The 17,348-nt window shown below is 70.6% G+C and carries 16 protein-coding genes; 5 read left to right on the top strand and 11 right to left on the bottom strand.

The annotated features are described in order from the left end of the window. Positions 1–68 precede the first annotated feature (68 nt). Entirely contained in the window at positions 69–1,010 is a 942-nt protein-coding gene (locus ABID77_RS11485; RefSeq protein ID WP_429595383.1) for a LysR family transcriptional regulator, read from the top strand. Here the strand turns inward: ABID77_RS11485 and ABID77_RS11490 are convergent. Next, on the bottom strand, positions 1,000–1,989 hold the full coding sequence (locus ABID77_RS11490) for a quinone oxidoreductase family protein (RefSeq protein WP_429595386.1): 990 nt from the start codon (positions 1,987–1,989) through the stop codon (positions 1,000–1,002). The genes ABID77_RS11485 and ABID77_RS11490 overlap by 11 nt on opposite strands. 82 nt (positions 1,990–2,071) lie before the next feature. Between ABID77_RS11490 and ABID77_RS11495 the strand changes: the two genes are divergently transcribed. Beyond that, entirely contained in the window at positions 2,072–2,980 is a 909-nt protein-coding gene (locus ABID77_RS11495; RefSeq protein WP_429595389.1) for a DMT family transporter, read from the top strand. Positions 2,981–3,117: 137 nt separating this feature from the next. On the opposite strand, the gene ABID77_RS11500 is transcribed toward ABID77_RS11495, so the two are convergent. The 4 genes from ABID77_RS11500 to ABID77_RS11515 form a co-directional block, all read right to left on the bottom strand. Further along, on the bottom strand, positions 3,118–3,918 hold the full coding sequence (locus tag ABID77_RS11500) for an SDR family oxidoreductase (RefSeq protein ID WP_429595392.1): 801 nt from the start codon (positions 3,916–3,918) through the stop codon (positions 3,118–3,120). Positions 3,919–3,937: 19 nt separating this feature from the next. Beyond that, the gene (locus ABID77_RS11505; RefSeq protein ID WP_429595395.1) at positions 3,938–4,840 is read right to left on the bottom strand and encodes a DMT family transporter; all 903 of its coding nucleotides are present in this window, start codon (positions 4,838–4,840) and stop codon (positions 3,938–3,940) included. Positions 4,841–5,013: 173 nt separating this feature from the next. After that, a complete protein-coding gene (locus ABID77_RS11510; RefSeq protein ID WP_429595398.1) occupies positions 5,014–6,627 on the bottom strand; it encodes a gamma-glutamyltransferase family protein in 1,614 nt (537 codons plus the stop codon). 102 nt (positions 6,628–6,729) lie between these two features. Further along, positions 6,730–7,704, bottom strand: coding sequence for a Bug family tripartite tricarboxylate transporter substrate binding protein (locus ABID77_RS11515; protein ID WP_429595401.1), 975 nt, complete (start codon positions 7,702–7,704; stop codon positions 6,730–6,732). 96 nt (positions 7,705–7,800) lie between these two features. Here ABID77_RS11515 and ABID77_RS11520 point away from each other — a divergent pair, with 96 nt between their 5' ends. After that, entirely contained in the window at positions 7,801–8,727 is a 927-nt protein-coding gene (locus ABID77_RS11520; protein ID WP_429595404.1) for a LysR family transcriptional regulator, read from the top strand. Between the two features lie 22 nt (positions 8,728–8,749). On the opposite strand, the gene ABID77_RS11525 is transcribed toward ABID77_RS11520, so the two are convergent. From ABID77_RS11525 to ABID77_RS11550, 6 genes are all read right to left on the bottom strand, one after another. After that, entirely contained in the window at positions 8,750–10,261 is a 1,512-nt protein-coding gene (locus ABID77_RS11525) for a tripartite tricarboxylate transporter permease (protein ID WP_429595407.1), read from the bottom strand. Between the two features lie 10 nt (positions 10,262–10,271). Then, entirely contained in the window at positions 10,272–10,760 is a 489-nt protein-coding gene (locus ABID77_RS11530) for a tripartite tricarboxylate transporter TctB family protein (protein WP_429595410.1), read from the bottom strand. Between the two features lie 116 nt (positions 10,761–10,876). Further along, positions 10,877–12,679, bottom strand: coding sequence for a GspE/PulE family protein (locus tag ABID77_RS11535; RefSeq protein WP_429595413.1), 1,803 nt, complete (start codon positions 12,677–12,679; stop codon positions 10,877–10,879). A gap of 42 nt (positions 12,680–12,721) precedes the next feature. Further along, positions 12,722–13,480, bottom strand: coding sequence for a spermidine synthase (locus ABID77_RS11540; RefSeq protein ID WP_429595416.1), 759 nt, complete (start codon positions 13,478–13,480; stop codon positions 12,722–12,724). A gap of 285 nt (positions 13,481–13,765) precedes the next feature. Next, positions 13,766–14,167, bottom strand: a complete 402-nt coding sequence (locus tag ABID77_RS11545; RefSeq protein WP_429595418.1) for a hypothetical protein — start codon at positions 14,165–14,167, stop codon at positions 13,766–13,768. 115 nt (positions 14,168–14,282) lie between these two features. Beyond that, positions 14,283–15,134, bottom strand: a complete 852-nt coding sequence (locus ABID77_RS11550) for a TatD family hydrolase (protein ID WP_429595421.1) — start codon at positions 15,132–15,134, stop codon at positions 14,283–14,285. A 149-nt stretch (positions 15,135–15,283) separates the two neighbouring features. Between ABID77_RS11550 and ABID77_RS11555 the strand changes: the two genes are divergently transcribed. Together ABID77_RS11555 and ABID77_RS11560 are read left to right on the top strand one after the other, a co-directional pair. After that, positions 15,284–16,165 (top strand): S1C family serine protease, encoded by an 882-nt coding sequence (locus tag ABID77_RS11555; RefSeq protein ID WP_429595424.1) that lies wholly within the window; start codon positions 15,284–15,286, stop codon positions 16,163–16,165. A 32-nt stretch (positions 16,166–16,197) separates the two neighbouring features. Continuing rightward, positions 16,198–17,217 (top strand): AAA family ATPase, encoded by a 1,020-nt coding sequence (locus tag ABID77_RS11560; protein WP_429595428.1) that lies wholly within the window; start codon positions 16,198–16,200, stop codon positions 17,215–17,217. The last annotated feature ends 131 nt before the right edge of the window (positions 17,218–17,348 follow it).

Consider the following 17,348-nt stretch of genomic DNA (forward strand, 5'->3'; position numbering starts at 1 on the left):
CCGCGATTGGACCCGCGCCGGCGGCCGAAGGGAAATGGATTTATCTGATGGTTCTATGATTGCGGCGCATGAACGTCACGCTGCGCCAGCTCCGGGTCTTCCGCGCCGCCGCGCTGGAGCGCAACTTCAGCCGCGCCGGCGACGCCGTCGGCCTCACGCAGCCGGCGGTCAGCCGCTCGATCCTGGAGCTCGAATCGCAGCTGGGCCTGAAGCTGCTCGACCGCACGACGCGCGAGGTCGTGCTGACCGAGGCCGGCGCCTCGCTCGCGGCGCGCCTGGACCGCGTGCTCGACGAACTCGACCAGACCCTGCAGGACGTCAGCGGCATGGCCAGCGGGCGGCGCGGCAAGGTGCGCGTGGCCAGCAGCCCGACCCTGTCGGCGCACCTGATGCCCGCCTGCATCGCCGCCTGCGCCCGCCGCGAGCCCGACATCGAGCTGGTGCTGCTCGACCGCGTGCAGCAGGACGTGCTCGACAGCGTGCGCGGCGGCGCGGTGGACTTCGGCGTCGTGATCGAGCCGTCCTCGGCCGACGACCTGCAGGCCGAGGCCATCCTGGTCGACCCCTTCGTGCTGGTGGTGCCGCCCGGCCATGCGCTGGCCCGGCGGCGCGAGGTGCGCTGGACCGAACTGGCCGAGCGGCCGCTGGTGCTGCTGGACCACTCCTCGGGCAGCCGGCGGCTCATCGACGACGCCCTGCGCGCCCACGGCGTGGTGCCCCGGGTGGCCCAGCAGCTGGGTCATCCGACCACCGTGTTCCGCATGATCGAGGCCGGCATCGGCATCGGCGTGATGCCGGCGCTGGCGGCGGCGCCGCAGGCACTGGCGCCGCTGCGGGTGCTGCCGCTCGCGCCGCGCGTGCAGCGCCGCGTGATGCTGGTGCACCGGCGCAACCGGGCGCCCTCGCCGCTGGCGCAGCGCGTGTGGCGGCTGATCGCCGACGTCGCGCGGCACGGCATCGATGCCGATGCCGATGCCCGTTCGGCGGCGGACGGCGCGGCTACAGCGTGAGGACGGTGCAGCCGGTGGTCTTGCGCGCCTCGAGGTCGCGGTGCGCCTGCTGCACGTCGTCGAGCGCGTAACGCTGGCCGATGGCGATCTCCACGGCGCCGCTCTGTACGACGTCGAACAGGTCGTCGGCCATGGCCTGCGTGCCCTCGCGCGTGGCGATGTGGGTGAACAGCGTGGGCCGCGTGAGGTAGAACGACCCCTTGGCCAGCACGCCCAGGTTGACCGGCGGCACCGGACCCGAGCCGTTGCCGAACACCGCCAGCAGGCCCAGGGGCCGCAGGCTGTCGATGGAGCCCTGAAAGGTGTCCTTGCCGACCGAATCGTAGACCACCTTCACGCCCTGGCCGCCGGTGATCTCGCGCACGCGCGCGGCGAAGTCCGGGGTGGTGGTGTAGTTGATGGCGTGGGCCGCGCCGTGCGCGAGCGCGAGTTTGCATTTCTCGTCGGAGCCGGCGGTGCCGATGAGCCGCAGGCCCAATGCCTTCGCCCACTGGCAGGCGATCAGGCCGACGCCGCCGGCCGCGGCGTGGAACAGCACGAAGTCGCCCGGCTGCAGGCCCTCGGCGGGCAGGGTCCTTTTCAGCAGGTACTGCGCGGTCAGGCCCTTGAGCATCATGGCCGCGCCGGTCTCGAAGGAGATCGCGTCGGGCAACCGGCACACGCACTTGGCGGGCATCACGCGCACCTCGCAGTAGGCGCCCGGCGGCTGGCTGGCATAGGCGGCGCGGTCGCCGGCCTTCAGGTGCGCGACGCCCTCGCCCACCGCCTCGACGATGCCGGCGGCCTCCATGCCCAGGCGCAGCGGCATCGGGAGCGGATAGAGGCCGCTGCGCTGGTAGGTGTCGATGAAGTTCAGGCCCACGGCCTTGTGACGGATGCGGATCTCGCCGGGGCCGGGATCGCCGACCTCGACCTCGACGATCTTGAGTTCCTCGGGACCGCCGGCGCGGTCGATGATGACGGCTTTGCTGGTGCTCATCGGTTCATTCCTCAGGGGTGGTGGGAAACGGAAAAACGCCGCGCATCCTGCCACGCCCCGGCCGCTCGCTACAGTCGCCCCCATGACCCCGAACGCGACCCGCCTGACCCCCGCCACCGCCCTGCTGCTGACGGTGCCGCCCCTGCTGTGGGCGGGCAACGCGGTGGTCGGCCGCCTGCTGCGCGACGCGATCTCCCCGCTGACGCTCAACTTCGCCCGCTGGAGCCTGGCCCTGGTCCTGCTGCTGCCGCTGGCCGTCGCCGTGCTGCGCGCCGCCAGCCCGCTGTGGCCGCACTGGCGGCGCTATGCCGTGCTCGGCCTGCTGGGCATCGGGCTCTACAACGCGCTGCAGTACCTGGCGCTGCAGACCTCCTCGGCGCTCAACGTGACGCTGGTCGGCGCCAGCCTGCCGTTCTGGATGCTGGCGGTCGGCACGCTCTTCTTCGGCCAGCGCGTGCGGCCGTTGCAGGTCGCCGGCGCCGTGATGTCGATGGTCGGCGTGCTGCTGGTGCTGGGCCAGGGCGACTGGCGGCACCTGCTGGCGCTGCGGCTGGTGCCGGGCGACCTGTACATGATGCTGGCGACGGCCTGCTGGGCCTTCTACAGCTGGCTGCTGGTGGGCACGCACGAGCCCGTGGCCGTGCGGCGGGACTGGGCCATGTTCCTGCTCGCGCAGGTGGTCTTCGGCTCGGCCTGGTCGGGCCTGTTCGCGCTGGGCGAATGGGGCACGGGCGCGGGCCGCCTCGCATGGAGCTGGCCGCTCGCCGCCGCGCTCGTCTTCATCGCCGTCGGCCCGGCGATCGTCGCCTTCCGCTGCTGGAGCGGCGGCGTGCAGCGCGCCGGCCCGACGGCGGCGGCCTTCTTCATCAACCTCACGCCGCTCTTCGCCGCGCTGCTCTCGGCGGCCTTCCTGCACGAGCTGCCGCACTGGTACCACGGCGCCGCCTTCGCGCTGATCGTCGGCGGCATCGTGCTGTCGTCACGCAGGTAGAGGACCCACACGGAGCCTGGACAACCGCCACGCCCCAGGCCATGAACACCGCGGAACCGGCTCCGCCGGGCCGCTGGTGTTGCCCCCGGAAGGGGGTTGGCGAAGCGACACGAAGTGCGCGAAGACTGGGGGAGAGCCTAATACGTCCCGGGGTAGGCGCCGCCGTCGGCGAGCACGTTCTGGCCGTTGATGTACCCGGCCTGCAGGCTGCACAGGAAGGCGCAGATGGCGCCGAACTCCTCCGGGTTGCCGAAGCGGCCGGCGGGGATCGTCTTCTGCCGGGCGGCGCGGACCGCCTCGACGTCCTGGCCCGACTTCTTCGCCGCGCCGGCCATGTTGCCCTTGAGGCGGTCGGTGTCGAAAGAGCCCGGCAGCAGGTTGTTGATGGTCACGCCCTTGGCGGCGATGGCCGTGCGCGCCACGCCGGCGACGAAGCCGGTCAGGCCGCTGCGCGCGCCGTTGGACAGGCCCAGGATGTCGATCGGCGACTTCACCGAACTCGACGTGATGTTCACGATGCGGCCGTAGCCGCGCGCGGCCATGCCGTCGACCGTGGCCTTGATCAGTTCGATGGGCGTGAGCATGTTGGCGTCGACGGCCTTGATCCACGCCTCGCGGTCCCAGTCGCGGAAATCGCCCGGCGGCGGACCGCCGGCGTTGGTGACGACGATGTCGTAGTCGGCGTGCGCGGCGAAGGCGGCGGCGCGGCCCTCGGGCGTCGTGATGTCGGCGGCGACCTGGCGCACGAAGGGCCGGGCGCCGGCGCCACCGGCGGCCACGGCCTCCAGGCGGGCGGCGGCGGCGGCCAGCGCCTCGGCGCCGCGCGCGACGATCACCACGTTCACGCCCTCGCGCACCAGCGCCTCGGCGCAACCCAGGCCGAGTCCCTTGCTCGCGCCGCAGACCAGGGCCGTGCGGCCCGCGATTCCGAAATCCATGTGTGTTTCCTGTGGGCGGCTAGCGCCCGGTTCGGGTGAAGACGAAGATGCCCGCGATCACCAGCAGCGTGCCGGCGGCCGTCCAGGCGGTGAAGGGTTCGCCGAGTATGACGACGCCCATCAGGATGGTCGACACCGGGCCGACCATGCCCGTCTGCGCCGCCATCGCGGGGCCGATGCGCTCGATGGCCATCATCACCATCAGCACCGGCGCGGCGGTGCACAGCGTGGCGTTGAGCAGCGACAGCCCGATCACCGGCGGCGCCAGCGCGAACACGCTGTCCACCGGGCGCAGCAGCAGGAACTGCGCGATGCACAGCACGCAGGCCACGCTGGTCGCGAGCCCTACCAGCCGCAGCGATCCCAGCCGCTTGACGAACTCGCCGCTGGCGATCAAGTAAGCCGCATAGCTCACCGCGCTCAGGAACACCAGCAGCGTGCCCCAGGCCGCCGCGCGGGTCTGGCCGATCGTCACCTCGTGCCCGAACACCACCAGCGCCCCCGCGTAGCTCATCGCCATGCCGGCCGCCTGCCATCCCGTGATGCGGCGCCGGTACAGCACCCAGCCCAGCAGCAGCACCAGCGTCGGGTTGAGGTACAGGATCAGCCGCTCCAGGCTGGCCGTGATGTAGGCCAGCCCGGCGAAATCGAGAAAGCTCGACAGGTAGTAGCCCGAGAACCCCAGCCCCGCCACCCCCATCCAGTCGCGCCGCGTCAACGCCGCCTTCCCCCGCCCCGCCCACCATGCCATCCCCAGGAACAGCGGCAGCGCGAACAGCATCCGCAGCATGATCAGCGTCACCGCGTCCACCCCGTGCCGGTACGCCAGCTTGACGATGATCGCCTTGCCGCTGAACGCGATCGCCCCCAGCGCCGCCAGCACCAGCCCCGCCCCCCGCCCCTTCTCAACAGCAGTCGTCAACGTTCAATCCTCAAATCGAAATCCGTCACCCGCCACGCTATGCGATGTCCGCGAAGCGGACGAGCCGCCTCGCGCCAGGAACACCGCGGAACCGGCTCTGCCGGGCCGCCGGTGTTGCCCCCGGTAGGGGGTTGGCGAAGCGACACGCAGTGCGCGAAGCCTGGGGGCGAGCATCAGTACCCTGCGGCGACGCCGTCGCGGCGCGGGTCGCTGGCCGCCACGTAGCCCTCCACCGACGGATCGCCCGCCAGCCAGATGAACTGCCCGGCCCCGAAGTCCTGGTAGGAGTCGTTAATGACGTCCATCTCGTGCCCCAGCGCCGACAGGCCCTGCACCGTCCGCGGATCCATCGCCGCCTCGACGTTCAGGTTCAGGCCGGCGTTGAAGCGCCAGCGCGGCGCGTCGCAGGCCGCCTGCGGGCTCTGGCCGTGGTCGAGGATGCGCACCAGCGTCTGCAGGTGGCCCTGCGGCTGCATGTTGCCGCCCATGACGCCGAAGCTCATGACCGGCCGGCCGTCCTTCGTCAGGAAGGCTGGGATGATGGTGTGGAACGGGCGCTTGCCCGGCGCCACGACGTTCGGGCTGTCGGCCTTCAGGCTGAAGCCGTGGCCGCGGTTCTGCAGGCTGATGCCGAAGTCGGGCTCCACGCAGCCCGAGCCGAAGCCCATGTAGTTGCTCTGGATGAAGCTGACCATCATCCCGCGCTCGTCCGCCGCGGTGAGGTAGATGGTGCCGCCCTTGACGGGATTGCCGGCCTGGAAGTCCTGCGCCTTGTTCACGTCGATGAGTCTGGCACGCGAGGCGAGGTAGGCGTCGTCGAGCATTTGCGCGGGGGTCAGCGTCATCGACGATGGCTCCGACACGTAGCGGTACACGTCGGCGAAGGCGAGCTTCATGGCCTCGATCTGCAGGTGCTGCGACTCGACCGAGTCGACCCGCAGCGACGCCATGTCGAACTTCTCCAGGATGCCCAGGGCGATCAGCGCGGCGATGCCCTGGCCGTTGGGCGGGATCTCGTGCAGCGTGTGGCCGCGGTAGTCGCGCGCGATCGGCGTCACCCACTCCGGCTGGTAGGCCGCGAGGTCCTCGACCGTGAGCGCGCCGCCCTGCTGGGCGGAGAACTTGGCCAGCGCGTGGGCGATCTCCCCGTTGTAGAAGGCCTCGCCCTTGGTCTGCGCGATGGCGCGCAGCGCGCGCGCGGCGGCGGCGAAGCGGAACAGCTCGCCCACCTCGGGCGCCCGGCCCCAGGGCAGGAAGGCCTGCGCGAAGCCCGGCTGCGCCTGCAGGATCGGCGTGCCGGCGGCCCACTTCTGCTGCACCACCGGCGGCACCAGGTAGCCGCGCTCGGCGATGTCGATGGCCGGCGCGAACAGGTCGGCGAAGGGCAGCTTGCCGAAGCGCTCGCTCATCGCCACCCAGCCGCGCACCGCGCCCGGCACGGTGACCGAGTCGATGCCACGCATCGGCGGCGCCAGGGTGCCGTCGCCGTACTTGGCCAGGAAGTATTCGCGCGTCCAGGCCCGGGGCGCCGGGCCGGAGGCGTTGAGGCCGTGCAACCGCTCGCCGTCCCACAGGATCGCGAAGGCGTCGCTGCCCAGGCCGTTGCTCACCGGCTCGACCAGGGTCATGACCGCCGCCGTGGCGATCGCGGCGTCGACTGCGTTGCCGCCCTGCTGCAGGATGCGCAGCCCGGCCTGCGCGGCCAGCGGGTGCGAGGTCGACACCACGTTGCGCGCGAACACCGGGATGCGGGCGGAGAGGTAGGGATTGGCGTGATCGAATTTCATGGCGTCGTGTCTCGTCTCGGGTCGTTGTGGAGGAAGTGTCGGAAGGGATGATGCGCCGGAGCGCGGGACTGGAAGGGGTCGCGGCGATGCGCGGGACGGCGCTCAGTCGCTCTTGATGCCGCGCTCGACCACCGTCTTCTTCCACTTGGCGGCGTCGGCGGCCACCATGGTGGCGAACTGCTGCGGCGTGCTGGCGACCGGCTCGATGCCCAGGCGGGCGAGCCTGTCCTTCACCTCCGGATCGGCCAGGGCCTGGTTGGCGGCGGCGTTGACGCGCGCGACGATCTCCGGCGGCAGCGCCTTCGGCCCGTACAGGCCGAACCAGGTGCTCGACTCGAAGCCCGGCAGCGTGTCGGCGATGGGCGGCAGCTCGGGCGCGAGCGGGCTGCGCTTCAGGGAGGTCACGCCCAGCGCGCGCAGGCGGCCGTCGCGCACGTGCGGCATGCCGGTGGGCAGCGAATCGAACAGCACGTCGACGTTGCCGGCGATCAGGTCGGGAATGGCCAGCGCCGTGCCCTTGTAGGGGATGTGCGTGACGAACACGCCGGCCTGCGCCTTGAACAGCTCGGCGGTGAGCTGCACGATGGTGCCGTTGCCGCTGGAGGCGTAGTTGAGCCGGCCGGGGTTCTTCTTCGCGTGATCGATCCATTCGCGCACCGTCCTCGCGGGCGAGGCGTTGGGCACCAGCATGATGTTGGGCGCGTTGCCGACGTGGGCGATCGGCGTGAAGTCGCGCACCGTGTCGTAGGGCAGCTTTTGGCCCATGGCCGGGCCGATCGAGTGCGTGCTGGTGGTGGCCAGCAGCAGCGTGTGGCCGTCGGGCGGCGCCTTGGCCGCCAGGTCCGAGCCGATGGCGCCGCCCGCGCCGGGCTTGTTGTCGATGACCAGCGACGTGCCCAGGCGCTCGCCCATCTTCTGCGCCAGGGTGCGCGCGAACAGGTCGGTCGCGCCGGCGGCGGGGAACGGCACGATCAGGCGGATCGGCTTGGCCGGCCAGGCCTGCTGCGCGAAGCCGGCCGGCCCGGCGGCGGCGCACAGCGCGAGCGCCATGCTCTGGAGAAAGCGGATGCGCTTCATGAGGCTCGATTCCGGAAGGTGGAGGAAAGTCCCATCCTAGGCACCCCGCATCCATCGAAACAGATAATTCGCCTTATTCGACTATCAATGGGGCTTATGGCAAGGAATGCCAGCGACGAGGTCTCGATGCAGCAATTGCGCGCGCTCGCCGCCATCGCCGACACCGGCAGCTTCACCCTCGCGGCCGAAGCCCTGCAGCTGACGCAGCCGGCGATCAGCCACCTCGTCAGGCGCATGGAAGAGCAACTCGGCCAGCCGCTGGTGGTGCGCGGGCGGCGCATCCGCCTGACCGGCGCCGGCCGCATGATGGCCGATACCGCCGCGCGCGCGCTGCGCATGGTCGACGACGCGGTGGGCGCCTGCCGCTCGCAGTCGCAGCTGCAGGAAGGCCAGGTGGTGCTGGCCGTCGGCCATCTCACGGCGGGCGCCCTGATGCCGGCGCTGCTCGGGCGCTTCTCCGAGGCGCATCCGCAGCTCGCCACCACCTTGCTCGACAGCACGGCCGAGCAGATGATGTCGCGCGTCCTCTCGCGCGAGGCCGACCTGGGCTTCGGTTCGGACATCGGCCAGAAGCATTCGGAACTCGCGACCGAGGCGCTGTTCTCCGAGCCGATGGCGCTGTTCGTGCGCCACGACCACCCCTTGGCGCGGCATCTCGTGGTGGACGCGAAGCGGCTGGAGGCGCTGGACTTCATCCACGTGAACCGCGACGCCACCGTCTGGCGCGCGATCAGCGCGCGGCTCGCCGGAGAGGCGCACGTCTATCCGCGGGTGGTGCAGCACGTCTCGATGCTGTCGACCGCCTTCGGGATGGTGCAGTCGGGAGCGGGGGTGGCGCTGTTGCCGCGCTATGTGGAGATCCTGATGCCCGCCGACCTGAGGGCCGTGGCGGTGGCGAACCCGACGCTGGAATTTCCGGTCGTGGCCGTTCGCCTGGCCAAGCATCCGCTCAGTCCGGCCGCCATGGCGTTTCTCGCCATGGCGCGGCAGCACATGAGGCCGCCGCGCAAGGACCGGGACTGAGTGGTGCGTCTTTCGTCGTGGATCAATCCTCGACGAAGGCTTCCTCGCGCTTGGACTTCACCGCCGGCAGCAGCACGATCACCAGCAGCAGGGCCGCGGCGGCGAGCAGGCCGAGCGAGATCGGACGCGTGACGAAGACGCTCCAGTCGCCGCGCGAGAGCAGCAGCGCGCGGCGCAGGTTCTCTTCCATCATCGGGCCCAGGATGAAGCCCAGCAGCAGCGGCGCGGGTTCGCAGCCGAGCTTGAAGAAGGCGTAGCCGATGAAGCCGAACGCACCCACCATCCAGATGTCGAAGGTGTTGTTGTTGGTCGAGTACACACCGATGGCGCAGAACAGCACGATGGCCGGGAACAGGAACTTGTAGGGCACCGACAGCAGCTTGATCCACATGCCGATCAGCGGCAGGTTCAGGATGATCAGCATCGCGTTGCCGAGCCACATCGAGGCGATCAGGCCCCAGAACAGTTCCGGGTTGCTGGTCATGACCTGCGGACCGGGCTGGATGTTGTGGATCGTCATGGCGCCCACCATCAGCGCCATCACGGCGTTGGGCGGGATGCCCAGCGTCAGCAGCGGGATGAAGGAGGTCTGCGCGCCGGCGTTGTTGGCCGCCTCGGGAGCGGCCACGCCGCGGATGTTGCCCTTGCCGAAGGGCACTTCGCCCGGCTGCAGCTTGGTCTTCTTCTCGATGGTGTAGGCCGCGAAGGCCGCCAGCAGCGCGCCGCCGCCGGGCAGGATGCCCAGGGCCGCGCCGAGCGCCGTGCCGCGCAGCACGGCGGGGATCATGCGCTTGAAGTCCTCGCCGGTGGGCATCAGGCCCGAGACCTTGGCGGTGAAGACCTCGCGGTCCTCCTCGGGACGCGACAGGTTGGCGATGATCTCGCCGTAGCCGAACACGCCCATGGCGATGGCCACGAAGCCGATGCCGTCGGTCAGTTCCGGGATGTCGAAGCTGAAGCGGGCGACGCCCGAGTTGACGTCGGTGCCCACCAGGCCCATCAGCAGGCCCAGCACGATCATCGCGATGGCCTTGAGCAGCGAGCCCGAGGCCAGCACCACGGCGCCGATCAGGCCAAGGATCATCAGCGAGAAGTACTCGGCCGGGCCGAACTTGAAGGCGATCTCGGTCAGCGGCGGCGCGAAGGCGGCCAGGATCAGCGTGCCGACGCAGCCGGCGAAGAACGAGCCCAGGCCGGCGGCCGCGAGCGCGGGACCCGCCCGCCCCCGCCGCGCCATCTGGTAGCCGTCGATCACGGTCACCACCGAGGACGATTCGCCCGGCAGGTTGACCAGGATGGCGGTGGTGGAGCCGCCGTACTGCGCGCCGTAGTAGATGCCGGCCAGCATGATGAGGGCCGAGACGGGCGGCAGCGCGTAGGTTGCGGGCAGCAGCATCGCGATGGTCGCGACCGGGCCGATGCCGGGCAGCACGCCGATGAGCGTGCCCAGGATGCAGCCGACCAGGCAGTACAGCAGGTTCGTGAAGGTGAACGCGACGCCGAAGCCCAGCGAGAGGTTGTTGATCAGATCCATGTTTTTTTCCTCAGCCGGTGATGAAGGTCGGCCAGACCTGGATCTGGAGCTTGAGCGCCCAGATGAAGGCGATGTAGCTGCCCACGGCCAGGACGGTCGCGAGGATCAGCACCTTCTTGAGATCGAACTCGTTGCCCGCCAGGCTGGCGATGAGCACCAGCGCGTAGATGGCGATGATCATGCCCATGGCCGGAACGCCCAGGCTCGGCAGGCCGCCCAGCAGGATGCCGAAGGCCAGGTTGGCGCCCAGGATGAAGACCACCTGCTTCCAGGCCCACTTGCCGATCTTCTCGCCGTCGTTGGTCTCCACCGTGAGGCCGGTGAACATGATGCCGGCCCCGATCAGGGCCATCAGGATGCCCAGCATCAGCGGGAAGTAGCCCGGCCCCATGCGCGCGCCGTTGCCCACGTTGTAGGTCGACGCTCCCCATGCGAAGGCGATGCCCACGACGGTGAACATCAGCCCCGAGAAAAAGTCTCTCTGACTTTTGATTTTCACGAACAGTCTCCTCGAATGAATCGAACGGACGATTCTCAGTGGCGACCACGGTTCGCTCGATGTGGATTCCACCTAGCGGGCGCCTAGGGATAACCCCGGCGTCGGCCCTGTCCGATTCACTCCAGCGGCGGCGTCGCGCTCAGCACTTCCTCGATCGTCGTCAGGCCCTCGGCCACGCGCAGGGCGCCGGCCAGGCGCAGCGGACGCATGCCGTCGGCGACGGCCTGGCGGCGCAGCGCGGCGAGGTCGGGCGTCTTGTCGACCCGGGTCTTGAAGGCCTCGCCGATGCTCAGCAGCTCGTAGAGCCCCATCCGCCCGCGGTAGCCGGTCATGCGGCAGTCGACGCAGCCCACCGGCCGGTAGGCGCGCACGGCGCCGTTGAGCTGCCAGGGTTTGACGAACTCGGCCAGCCGCTCCTGCGTCATCGTCTCGTCGGGCTGCTTGCAGTGCGGGCACAGCGTGCGCACCAGGCGCTGGGCCAGCACGCCGAGCATCACCGCGTTGATGAGGTAGGACGGCACGCCCAGTTCCATCATCCGCGTGACGGCGCTGGGCGCGTCGTTGGTGTGCAGGGTGCTGAAGACCAGGTGGCCGGTGAGCGCGGCCTGCACCGCCATCTCGGCCGTGGCCAGGTCGCGGATCTCGCCGACCATGATGATGTCCGGGTCCTGCCGCATCAGCGCGCGCAGGCCTTCGGTGAAGCCGAAGTCGAGCTGCGGCTGCACCTGCGTCTGGTTGAAGGAGGCCTCGATCATCTCGATCGGGTCCTCGATGGTGCTGACGTTGACCTGCTCGGTCGCCACGCGCTTGAGGGTCGAGTAGAGCGTCGTCGTCTTGCCCGAGCCGGTCGGCCCGGTCACCAGCACAATGCCGTGCGGGCGCGTCACCAGCCGCTCCCAGCGCTGGGCGTCGTGTTGCGAGAAGCCCAGCGCGTCGAGGTCCTTGACCGCCGTGTCGGGGTCGAAGATGCGCATCACCATCTTCTCGCCGAAGGCCGTGGGCAGCGTCGACAGCCGCATCTCGACCTCCTCGCCGCGCATGTTGCGCGTCTTGATGCGGCCGTCGAGCGGGCGGCGCTTCTCCACCACGTCCATGCGCCCGAGCAGCTTGATGCGCGCGACCATCGCGTTCATCACGCCCATGGGCATCTGGTAGGCCGGGTGCAGCACGCCGTCGATGCGGAAGCGGATCACGCCCTGCTCGCGCCGCGGCTCCAGGTGGATGTCGCTGGCGCGCTGGTCGAAGGCGTACTGCCACAGCCAGTCGACCACCTGCACCACGCTCTGGTCGTTGGCGTCGAGCGGACGGTTGCTCCGGCCCAGCTCGACCAGCTGCTCGAAGCTCGCGCCGCCCGCGTTGCCGCCGGACTTCTGCGCCGCGCGCACCGACTTCGCGAGCGCGAAGAACTCGGCCGTGTAGCGCTGGATGTCGGTCGGGTTGGCCACCACGCGGCGCACCGTGCGCCGCGACTGGCGCTCGACCTCGGCGATCCAGTCGGTGAGGAAGGGCTCGGCCGTCGCGACCACCACCTCGGTCGGCGCGACCTGCACCGGCAGCACCCTGTGGCGCTCGGCATAGGCCGCGCTCATGGTGTCGGCCACCTTGCCGACGTCGACCTTGAGCGGGTCGATGCGCAGGTAGGCCAGCCCCGCGCGCTCGGCCAGCCACTGCGTGAGCATCTCCAGGTCGAGCGGCTTGCCGTCGGACTCGCGCGTCATCGCGACGTTGGCCAGGCGCACCAGCGGCGGCTGGCGGCTCGCGGCCTGGGCGCAGCGCGCGATGGTGCGCTGGGCCTCGGCCGGCGAGATCACGCGGTCCCGGGCCAGCCACTCGATGAGCAGGCGCAGCTCGAGCGGGCCCTCGTAGCGCGGTGCCGGCGGCGCCGCGGCGGCCGGCGCGGAGGGATCGCTCTGGGACATCGGTCGGTCGCTCCGTCGGACGGGTTCAGGGATTCCGGGGATTCACGGCTGCAGGGGCTTGAAGACCCGCAGCCACTTCGGCGCCGGCAGGCCCCAGCGGGTCTGGACGGCCTCGGCGCGCCCGGCGAGCAGGTCGCGCTTCGGGCGCGTCGGCGTGCGCTGCGCCAGCACCACCGTGTTGCCCTCTCGCGTGGGCTTGAAGGCCCAGACCGCCTCGGCGCCGAAGGCGGCGGCGATCTTCTCCAGGCTGCGTTCGTAGCTCGACGAGCGCCCGAAGAGGTTGACGGTCATGGCGCCGTCCTCGGTCAGCAGCGCGCGGCAGTCGGCGTAGAAGCCCTCGCTGTCGAGCACGGGCGCCGCCGCCTCGTGGTCGTAGAGGTCGACCTGCAGCGCGTCGACCGTGCCGTGCCAGCGCGGGTTGCGGATCTCCTCGCCCGCATCGGCCAGCACCACGGCGAGCCGGGCGTCGTCGGCCGGCAGCTTGAACCAGCCCCGGCAGGCCGCGATCACCTGCGGATTGAGCTCGACGGCGGTGGTGCGCATGCGCAGCTGCTTGCGGCTGAACTTGGTCAGCGTCGCCGCGCCCAGACCGAGCTGCATCGCATGGCGCTTGGCCACGCCGGCCGGGTCGACGAACAGCAGCCAGGCCATCATGCGCTGCACGTATTCGAGCTCGATCTCGTAGGGCGCGTCCATCTTCATGGAGCCCTGGATCCATTCGGTGCCCAGGTGCAGGTAGCGGATGTCGCCCCAGTCCGAGAAGTTGACCTCCGGCAGCGCCGGTGTGGCCCGGGACGCCATCAGAGGGCTCCCCGTGCGATGGCGCTCGCGCTCCGGAGCGCGGCATGCGGAGCGTTCGAGGGGGACGGACGGCGGAAGGACCGGAAAACTTTCAAAGGACGAAGACCCGTGAGTGATGAGGAAGGCCGGAAAGGCGCACGGGCATGGTACTGCCCGCGGAGCGCCCGGCGACCGCGCGCGGGGCGGACAACAAAAAACCCGCCGAAGCGGGTTTCCTGGAATCGGAGTCGCCCGGGTCCGTGGCCGGGGGCCTCGCGGCCCTGCCGGCGACCGGCCCGAAGCGGATCACTTGCCGGTGGCGGCGGCGTGCTCGGCGGTGCCGGGGATCTTCTCGCCGATCTTGTGGCCCGCGGCGCGGACGCCACCGGCGGCCTTCGAGGCGGTGTTCGAGACGACGTTGCCGGTCTTCTTGGCGGCGCGCTTGGTCGCGGCGCCGGCCTTCTTGGCGGTGCGCTTGGTAGCGGCACCGGCGCGCTTGGCGCCGTCGACCGCCTTCTCGCCCACGGTCGGCTGGGCCGGTGCCATGGCGGCCGGTGCGACCGGACGTGCCGGCGCGGCCTGGGGTGCCGTGATCGGCGCCGAGGGTGCGGGGCCGGGGGTCGCGGTCTGGGCCACGGCCGAGAAACCGATGGAAGCGATGCCGAGCGCGAGGATTGCGGGGACGGTACGGATGAAAGTCGATGTCATAGCAAAGCTCCAGGGAGTTGTTGTAGTCACGGAGCGCGAACTGCGCCGCGCCGAGGAGACAACGGGCCGCCGGCGAGGCCGGATGACAGCCCGTCGCCGTTCGCCCCACTTTTTTTCAGACGGTGCGTGCGGCCGGGTCCAGCAGTGCGCCCAGGCGCGGCAGCGCGGCCACGGCGTTGCGGGTGGTGGTCGCGGCCAGCGCCTCGACGCTCGTGGCCCGCAGGTCGGCCAGCACGGCGGCGATGCGCGGCAGTTCGGCGGGCTCGTTGCGCCCCTGCGGCAGGCCGGCGTCGCGCGCCTCGCGCGTGCGGTAGAGCCAGTGCGGCTGGATGTCGGGCGAATCGGTCTCCATGACGATGGCCTCGTCCGGCAGCGCCGCCGCGAGCCGGCGCACCTGCAGCGCGCGCTCGAAGGTCAGCGTGCCGCCGAAGCCCAGCTTCAATCCCAGGTCGAGGCAGGCGCGCGCCTGCTGCTCGCTGCCGTTGAAGGCGTGCGCGATGCCGTGCCACGGGCGCCCGCCGCCGGCCCGGCGCAGGTGCGCGAGCACCCGGTCGACCGAGCGGCGCACGTGGACGATGACCGGCAGGTCGTGCGCGCGCGCGAGCCGCAGCTGGGCGCCGAAGATGCGCTGCTGCCTCGCGTCGTCGAGCCCGGGCACGAAGTAGTCCAGGCCGATCTCGCCGACGGCCACCAGCCGGGGGTCGTCGCGGCGCGCGTGCAGCTCGGCGTCGAGCGCCTCCAGGTCGGCATCGTCCGCCGCGCCGGCGCACAGGGGATGGATGCCCAGCGCGTAGGCGTCGCCCTGCGCGTGGGCGAGTTCGCGCACGGCGCCGAAGTTGGCGACCGCCACCGCCGGGATCACGCACAGCGACACGCCGGCGGCGGCGGCGCGGGCGCGCACGAGAGGTTGCTCGGCGCCGAATTCGGCGGCGTCCAGGTGACAGTGCGTATCGATGAAACCGGCCATCGGAACATGATGCCCGAAGGCCTGCAAGGGGGCACGAAGCATGCTACTGTGATTTACTTCATGCACTGATTAAGGTGTTCTTCTTAACCGGAAGCGCATCCACGGTGCGTTCCCTCGTCCGTCACACGTCACTTTTGCTGGAGGTGCCGATGCGCAGGCAAGCTTTCCTCGGCTGGCAACCCGGTCGGCGCTCCTTCGCGGTGCTGATGGTGCTGTTCCTGTCGCTGGCCGTCGGCACGGCGGTGCTGTGGCCGCGCCAGGCGCCGCAGGTGCTGACGCAGAAGGACATCGACGCGGCCGTACTGCGCACCCTGCAGACGACCGCCCTGCCCTCGCCGGCCGCGCGCGCCGCCGCCATCGTCCGGCCGGCGGTCGTGCGGGTGGTGGCCTACGGCCCCGAGCGCGCCACGCCGGAAGCCAAGACCCAGAAGCGCGGCCGCAACCTGGCGCGCGGCAAGCCCCCGGAGGCCGACCCGGCGCCTGACGAGCCTGAGGAACGCGGCGTCGGCACCGGCGTGGTGATCGTCGACAAGGGCATCATCCTGACCAACCTGCACGTCGTCGCCGGCGCTGACACGATTAAGGTGACCTTCTTCGACGGCCTCGAATCGATCGCCACCGTCACCGGCACGCAGCCGGAGAACGACCTGGCGGTGCTGCAGGCGCAGAAGATCCCCGACGACCTGATCGCCGCGACCATGCGTTCGACGGCCGACCTGCAGCCGGGCGACCAGGTGGCGGCGGTGGGCTTCCCGTTCGGCATCGGGCCGTCGGTGTCGGCGGGCGTGGTGTCGGGACTGCGGCGCTCGTTCCGCTCGCCCGAGGGCAAACAGGAGCTGGGCAACCTGATCCAGTTCGACGCCGCGGCCAATCCCGGCAACTCGGGCGGTCCGCTCGTCAACATGGACGGCGAGGTGCTGGGCATCGTCACGGCCATCCTCAACCCGACCCAGCAGCGCACCTTCATCGGCATCGGCTTCGCGGTGCCGATCGAGAACGCGGCCTCCGCGGCCGGCTCGCCGCCCTTCTGATCCGCCTCCCCAACTCTTCAGGACCACCCCGCATGAGCACGCCAGAGACATCGCCCTTCGCCACCGCGCCCGCCACCGCCGAGCTGATGGAGCAGATCCTCTACGAGGTCAAGCGCGTGGTGGTCGGGCAGGACCGTTTCCTCGAGCGCGTGATGGTGGCCATCCTCGCGGGCGGCCATCTGCTGGTCGAGGGCGTGCCGGGGCTGGCCAAGACGCTCACCATCAAGACGCTGGCCGACACCATCCAGGGCCGGTTCAAGCGCATCCAGTTCACGCCCGACCTGGTGCCCTCGGACCTGGTGGGCACGCGCATCTACAACCAGAAGACCGGCGACTTCACGACCTCGCTCGGCCCGGTGTTCGCCAACCTGCTGCTGGCCGACGAGATCAACCGTGCCCCGGCCAAGGTGCAGAGCGCGCTGCTGGAGGTGATGCAGGAACGCCAGGTGACCATCGCCGGCGAGACGCACAGGGTGCCGCGCCCCTTCCTGGTGATGGCGACGCAGAACCCGATCGAGACCGAGGGCACCTACCCGCTGCCCGAGGCGCAGGTCGACCGCTTCATGATGAAGGTGATGGTCGACTATCCGAGCGACGAGGAGGAGTTCGTCATCGTGCAGCGCGTGATCGGCCCTCCCGTGCAGGCGAGCCCGGTGGCGACGACCGAGCAGCTCGCCGCGCTGCAGGCCGAGGCGCGGCGCGTGTACGTCGACCCCTCGCTGATCCAGTACGCGGTGAAGCTGGTGTCGGCCACGCGCAACCCGGAGAAGCACGGCCTGCGCGACATGAAGCGCTTCATCACCTTCGGCGCCAGCCCGCGCGCCACCATCAACCTGACCGAGGGTGCGCGCGCCCTGGCGCTGCTGCGCGGACGCAGCTACGCATTGCCCGAGGACATGACCGCGCTGGTGCCCGACGTGCTGCGCCACCGCGTGACGCTGTCGTACGAGGGTCTGTCGGAAGGGCTGAGCTCGGACGGGCTGATCGAGCGGATCATGCGTGCCGTGCCGGCGCCGCCGAAGCCGCTGGAACACGAGAAGCTGGCAGCGTGAACATGGCTCACTCCCAGTCTTCGCGCACGGCGTGTCGAAAGACAGGCTCACCCCCAGTCTTCGCGCACGGCGGGTCGCTTTCGCCAATCCCCTTGCAGGGGGCGATGCCAGCGGCCCGGCGAAGCCGGTTC

The sequence above is a fragment of the Variovorax sp. PvP013 genome, assembly GCF_050435945.1.
GTDB lineage: Bacteria > Pseudomonadota > Gammaproteobacteria > Burkholderiales > Burkholderiaceae_C > Variovorax.

Excerpts from the sequence above, each read along its gene's own strand:
- ABID77_RS11485 (WP_429595383.1), top strand. The coding sequence starts at position 69 with ATGAACGTCACGCTGCGCCAGCTCCGGGTCTTCCGCGCCGCCGCGCTG.
- ABID77_RS11490 (WP_429595386.1), bottom strand. The coding sequence starts at position 1,989 with ATGAGCACCAGCAAAGCCGTCATCATCGACCGCGCCGGCGGTCCCGAG.
- ABID77_RS11495 (WP_429595389.1), top strand. The coding sequence starts at position 2,072 with ATGACCCCGAACGCGACCCGCCTGACCCCCGCCACCGCCCTGCTGCTG.
- ABID77_RS11500 (WP_429595392.1), bottom strand. The coding sequence starts at position 3,918 with ATGGATTTCGGAATCGCGGGCCGCACGGCCCTGGTCTGCGGCGCGAGC.
- ABID77_RS11510 (WP_429595398.1), bottom strand. The coding sequence starts at position 6,627 with ATGAAATTCGATCACGCCAATCCCTACCTCTCCGCCCGCATCCCGGTG.
- ABID77_RS11515 (WP_429595401.1), bottom strand. The coding sequence starts at position 7,704 with ATGAAGCGCATCCGCTTTCTCCAGAGCATGGCGCTCGCGCTGTGCGCC.
- ABID77_RS11520 (WP_429595404.1), top strand. The coding sequence starts at position 7,801 with ATGGCAAGGAATGCCAGCGACGAGGTCTCGATGCAGCAATTGCGCGCG.
- ABID77_RS11525 (WP_429595407.1), bottom strand. The coding sequence starts at position 10,261 with ATGGATCTGATCAACAACCTCTCGCTGGGCTTCGGCGTCGCGTTCACC.
- ABID77_RS11535 (WP_429595413.1), bottom strand. The coding sequence starts at position 12,679 with ATGTCCCAGAGCGATCCCTCCGCGCCGGCCGCCGCGGCGCCGCCGGCA.
- ABID77_RS11540 (WP_429595416.1), bottom strand. The coding sequence starts at position 13,480 with ATGGCGTCCCGGGCCACACCGGCGCTGCCGGAGGTCAACTTCTCGGAC.
- ABID77_RS11545 (WP_429595418.1), bottom strand. The coding sequence starts at position 14,167 with ATGACATCGACTTTCATCCGTACCGTCCCCGCAATCCTCGCGCTCGGC.
- ABID77_RS11550 (WP_429595421.1), bottom strand. The coding sequence starts at position 15,134 with ATGGCCGGTTTCATCGATACGCACTGTCACCTGGACGCCGCCGAATTC.
- ABID77_RS11555 (WP_429595424.1), top strand. The coding sequence starts at position 15,284 with ATGCGCAGGCAAGCTTTCCTCGGCTGGCAACCCGGTCGGCGCTCCTTC.
- ABID77_RS11560 (WP_429595428.1), top strand. The coding sequence starts at position 16,198 with ATGAGCACGCCAGAGACATCGCCCTTCGCCACCGCGCCCGCCACCGCC.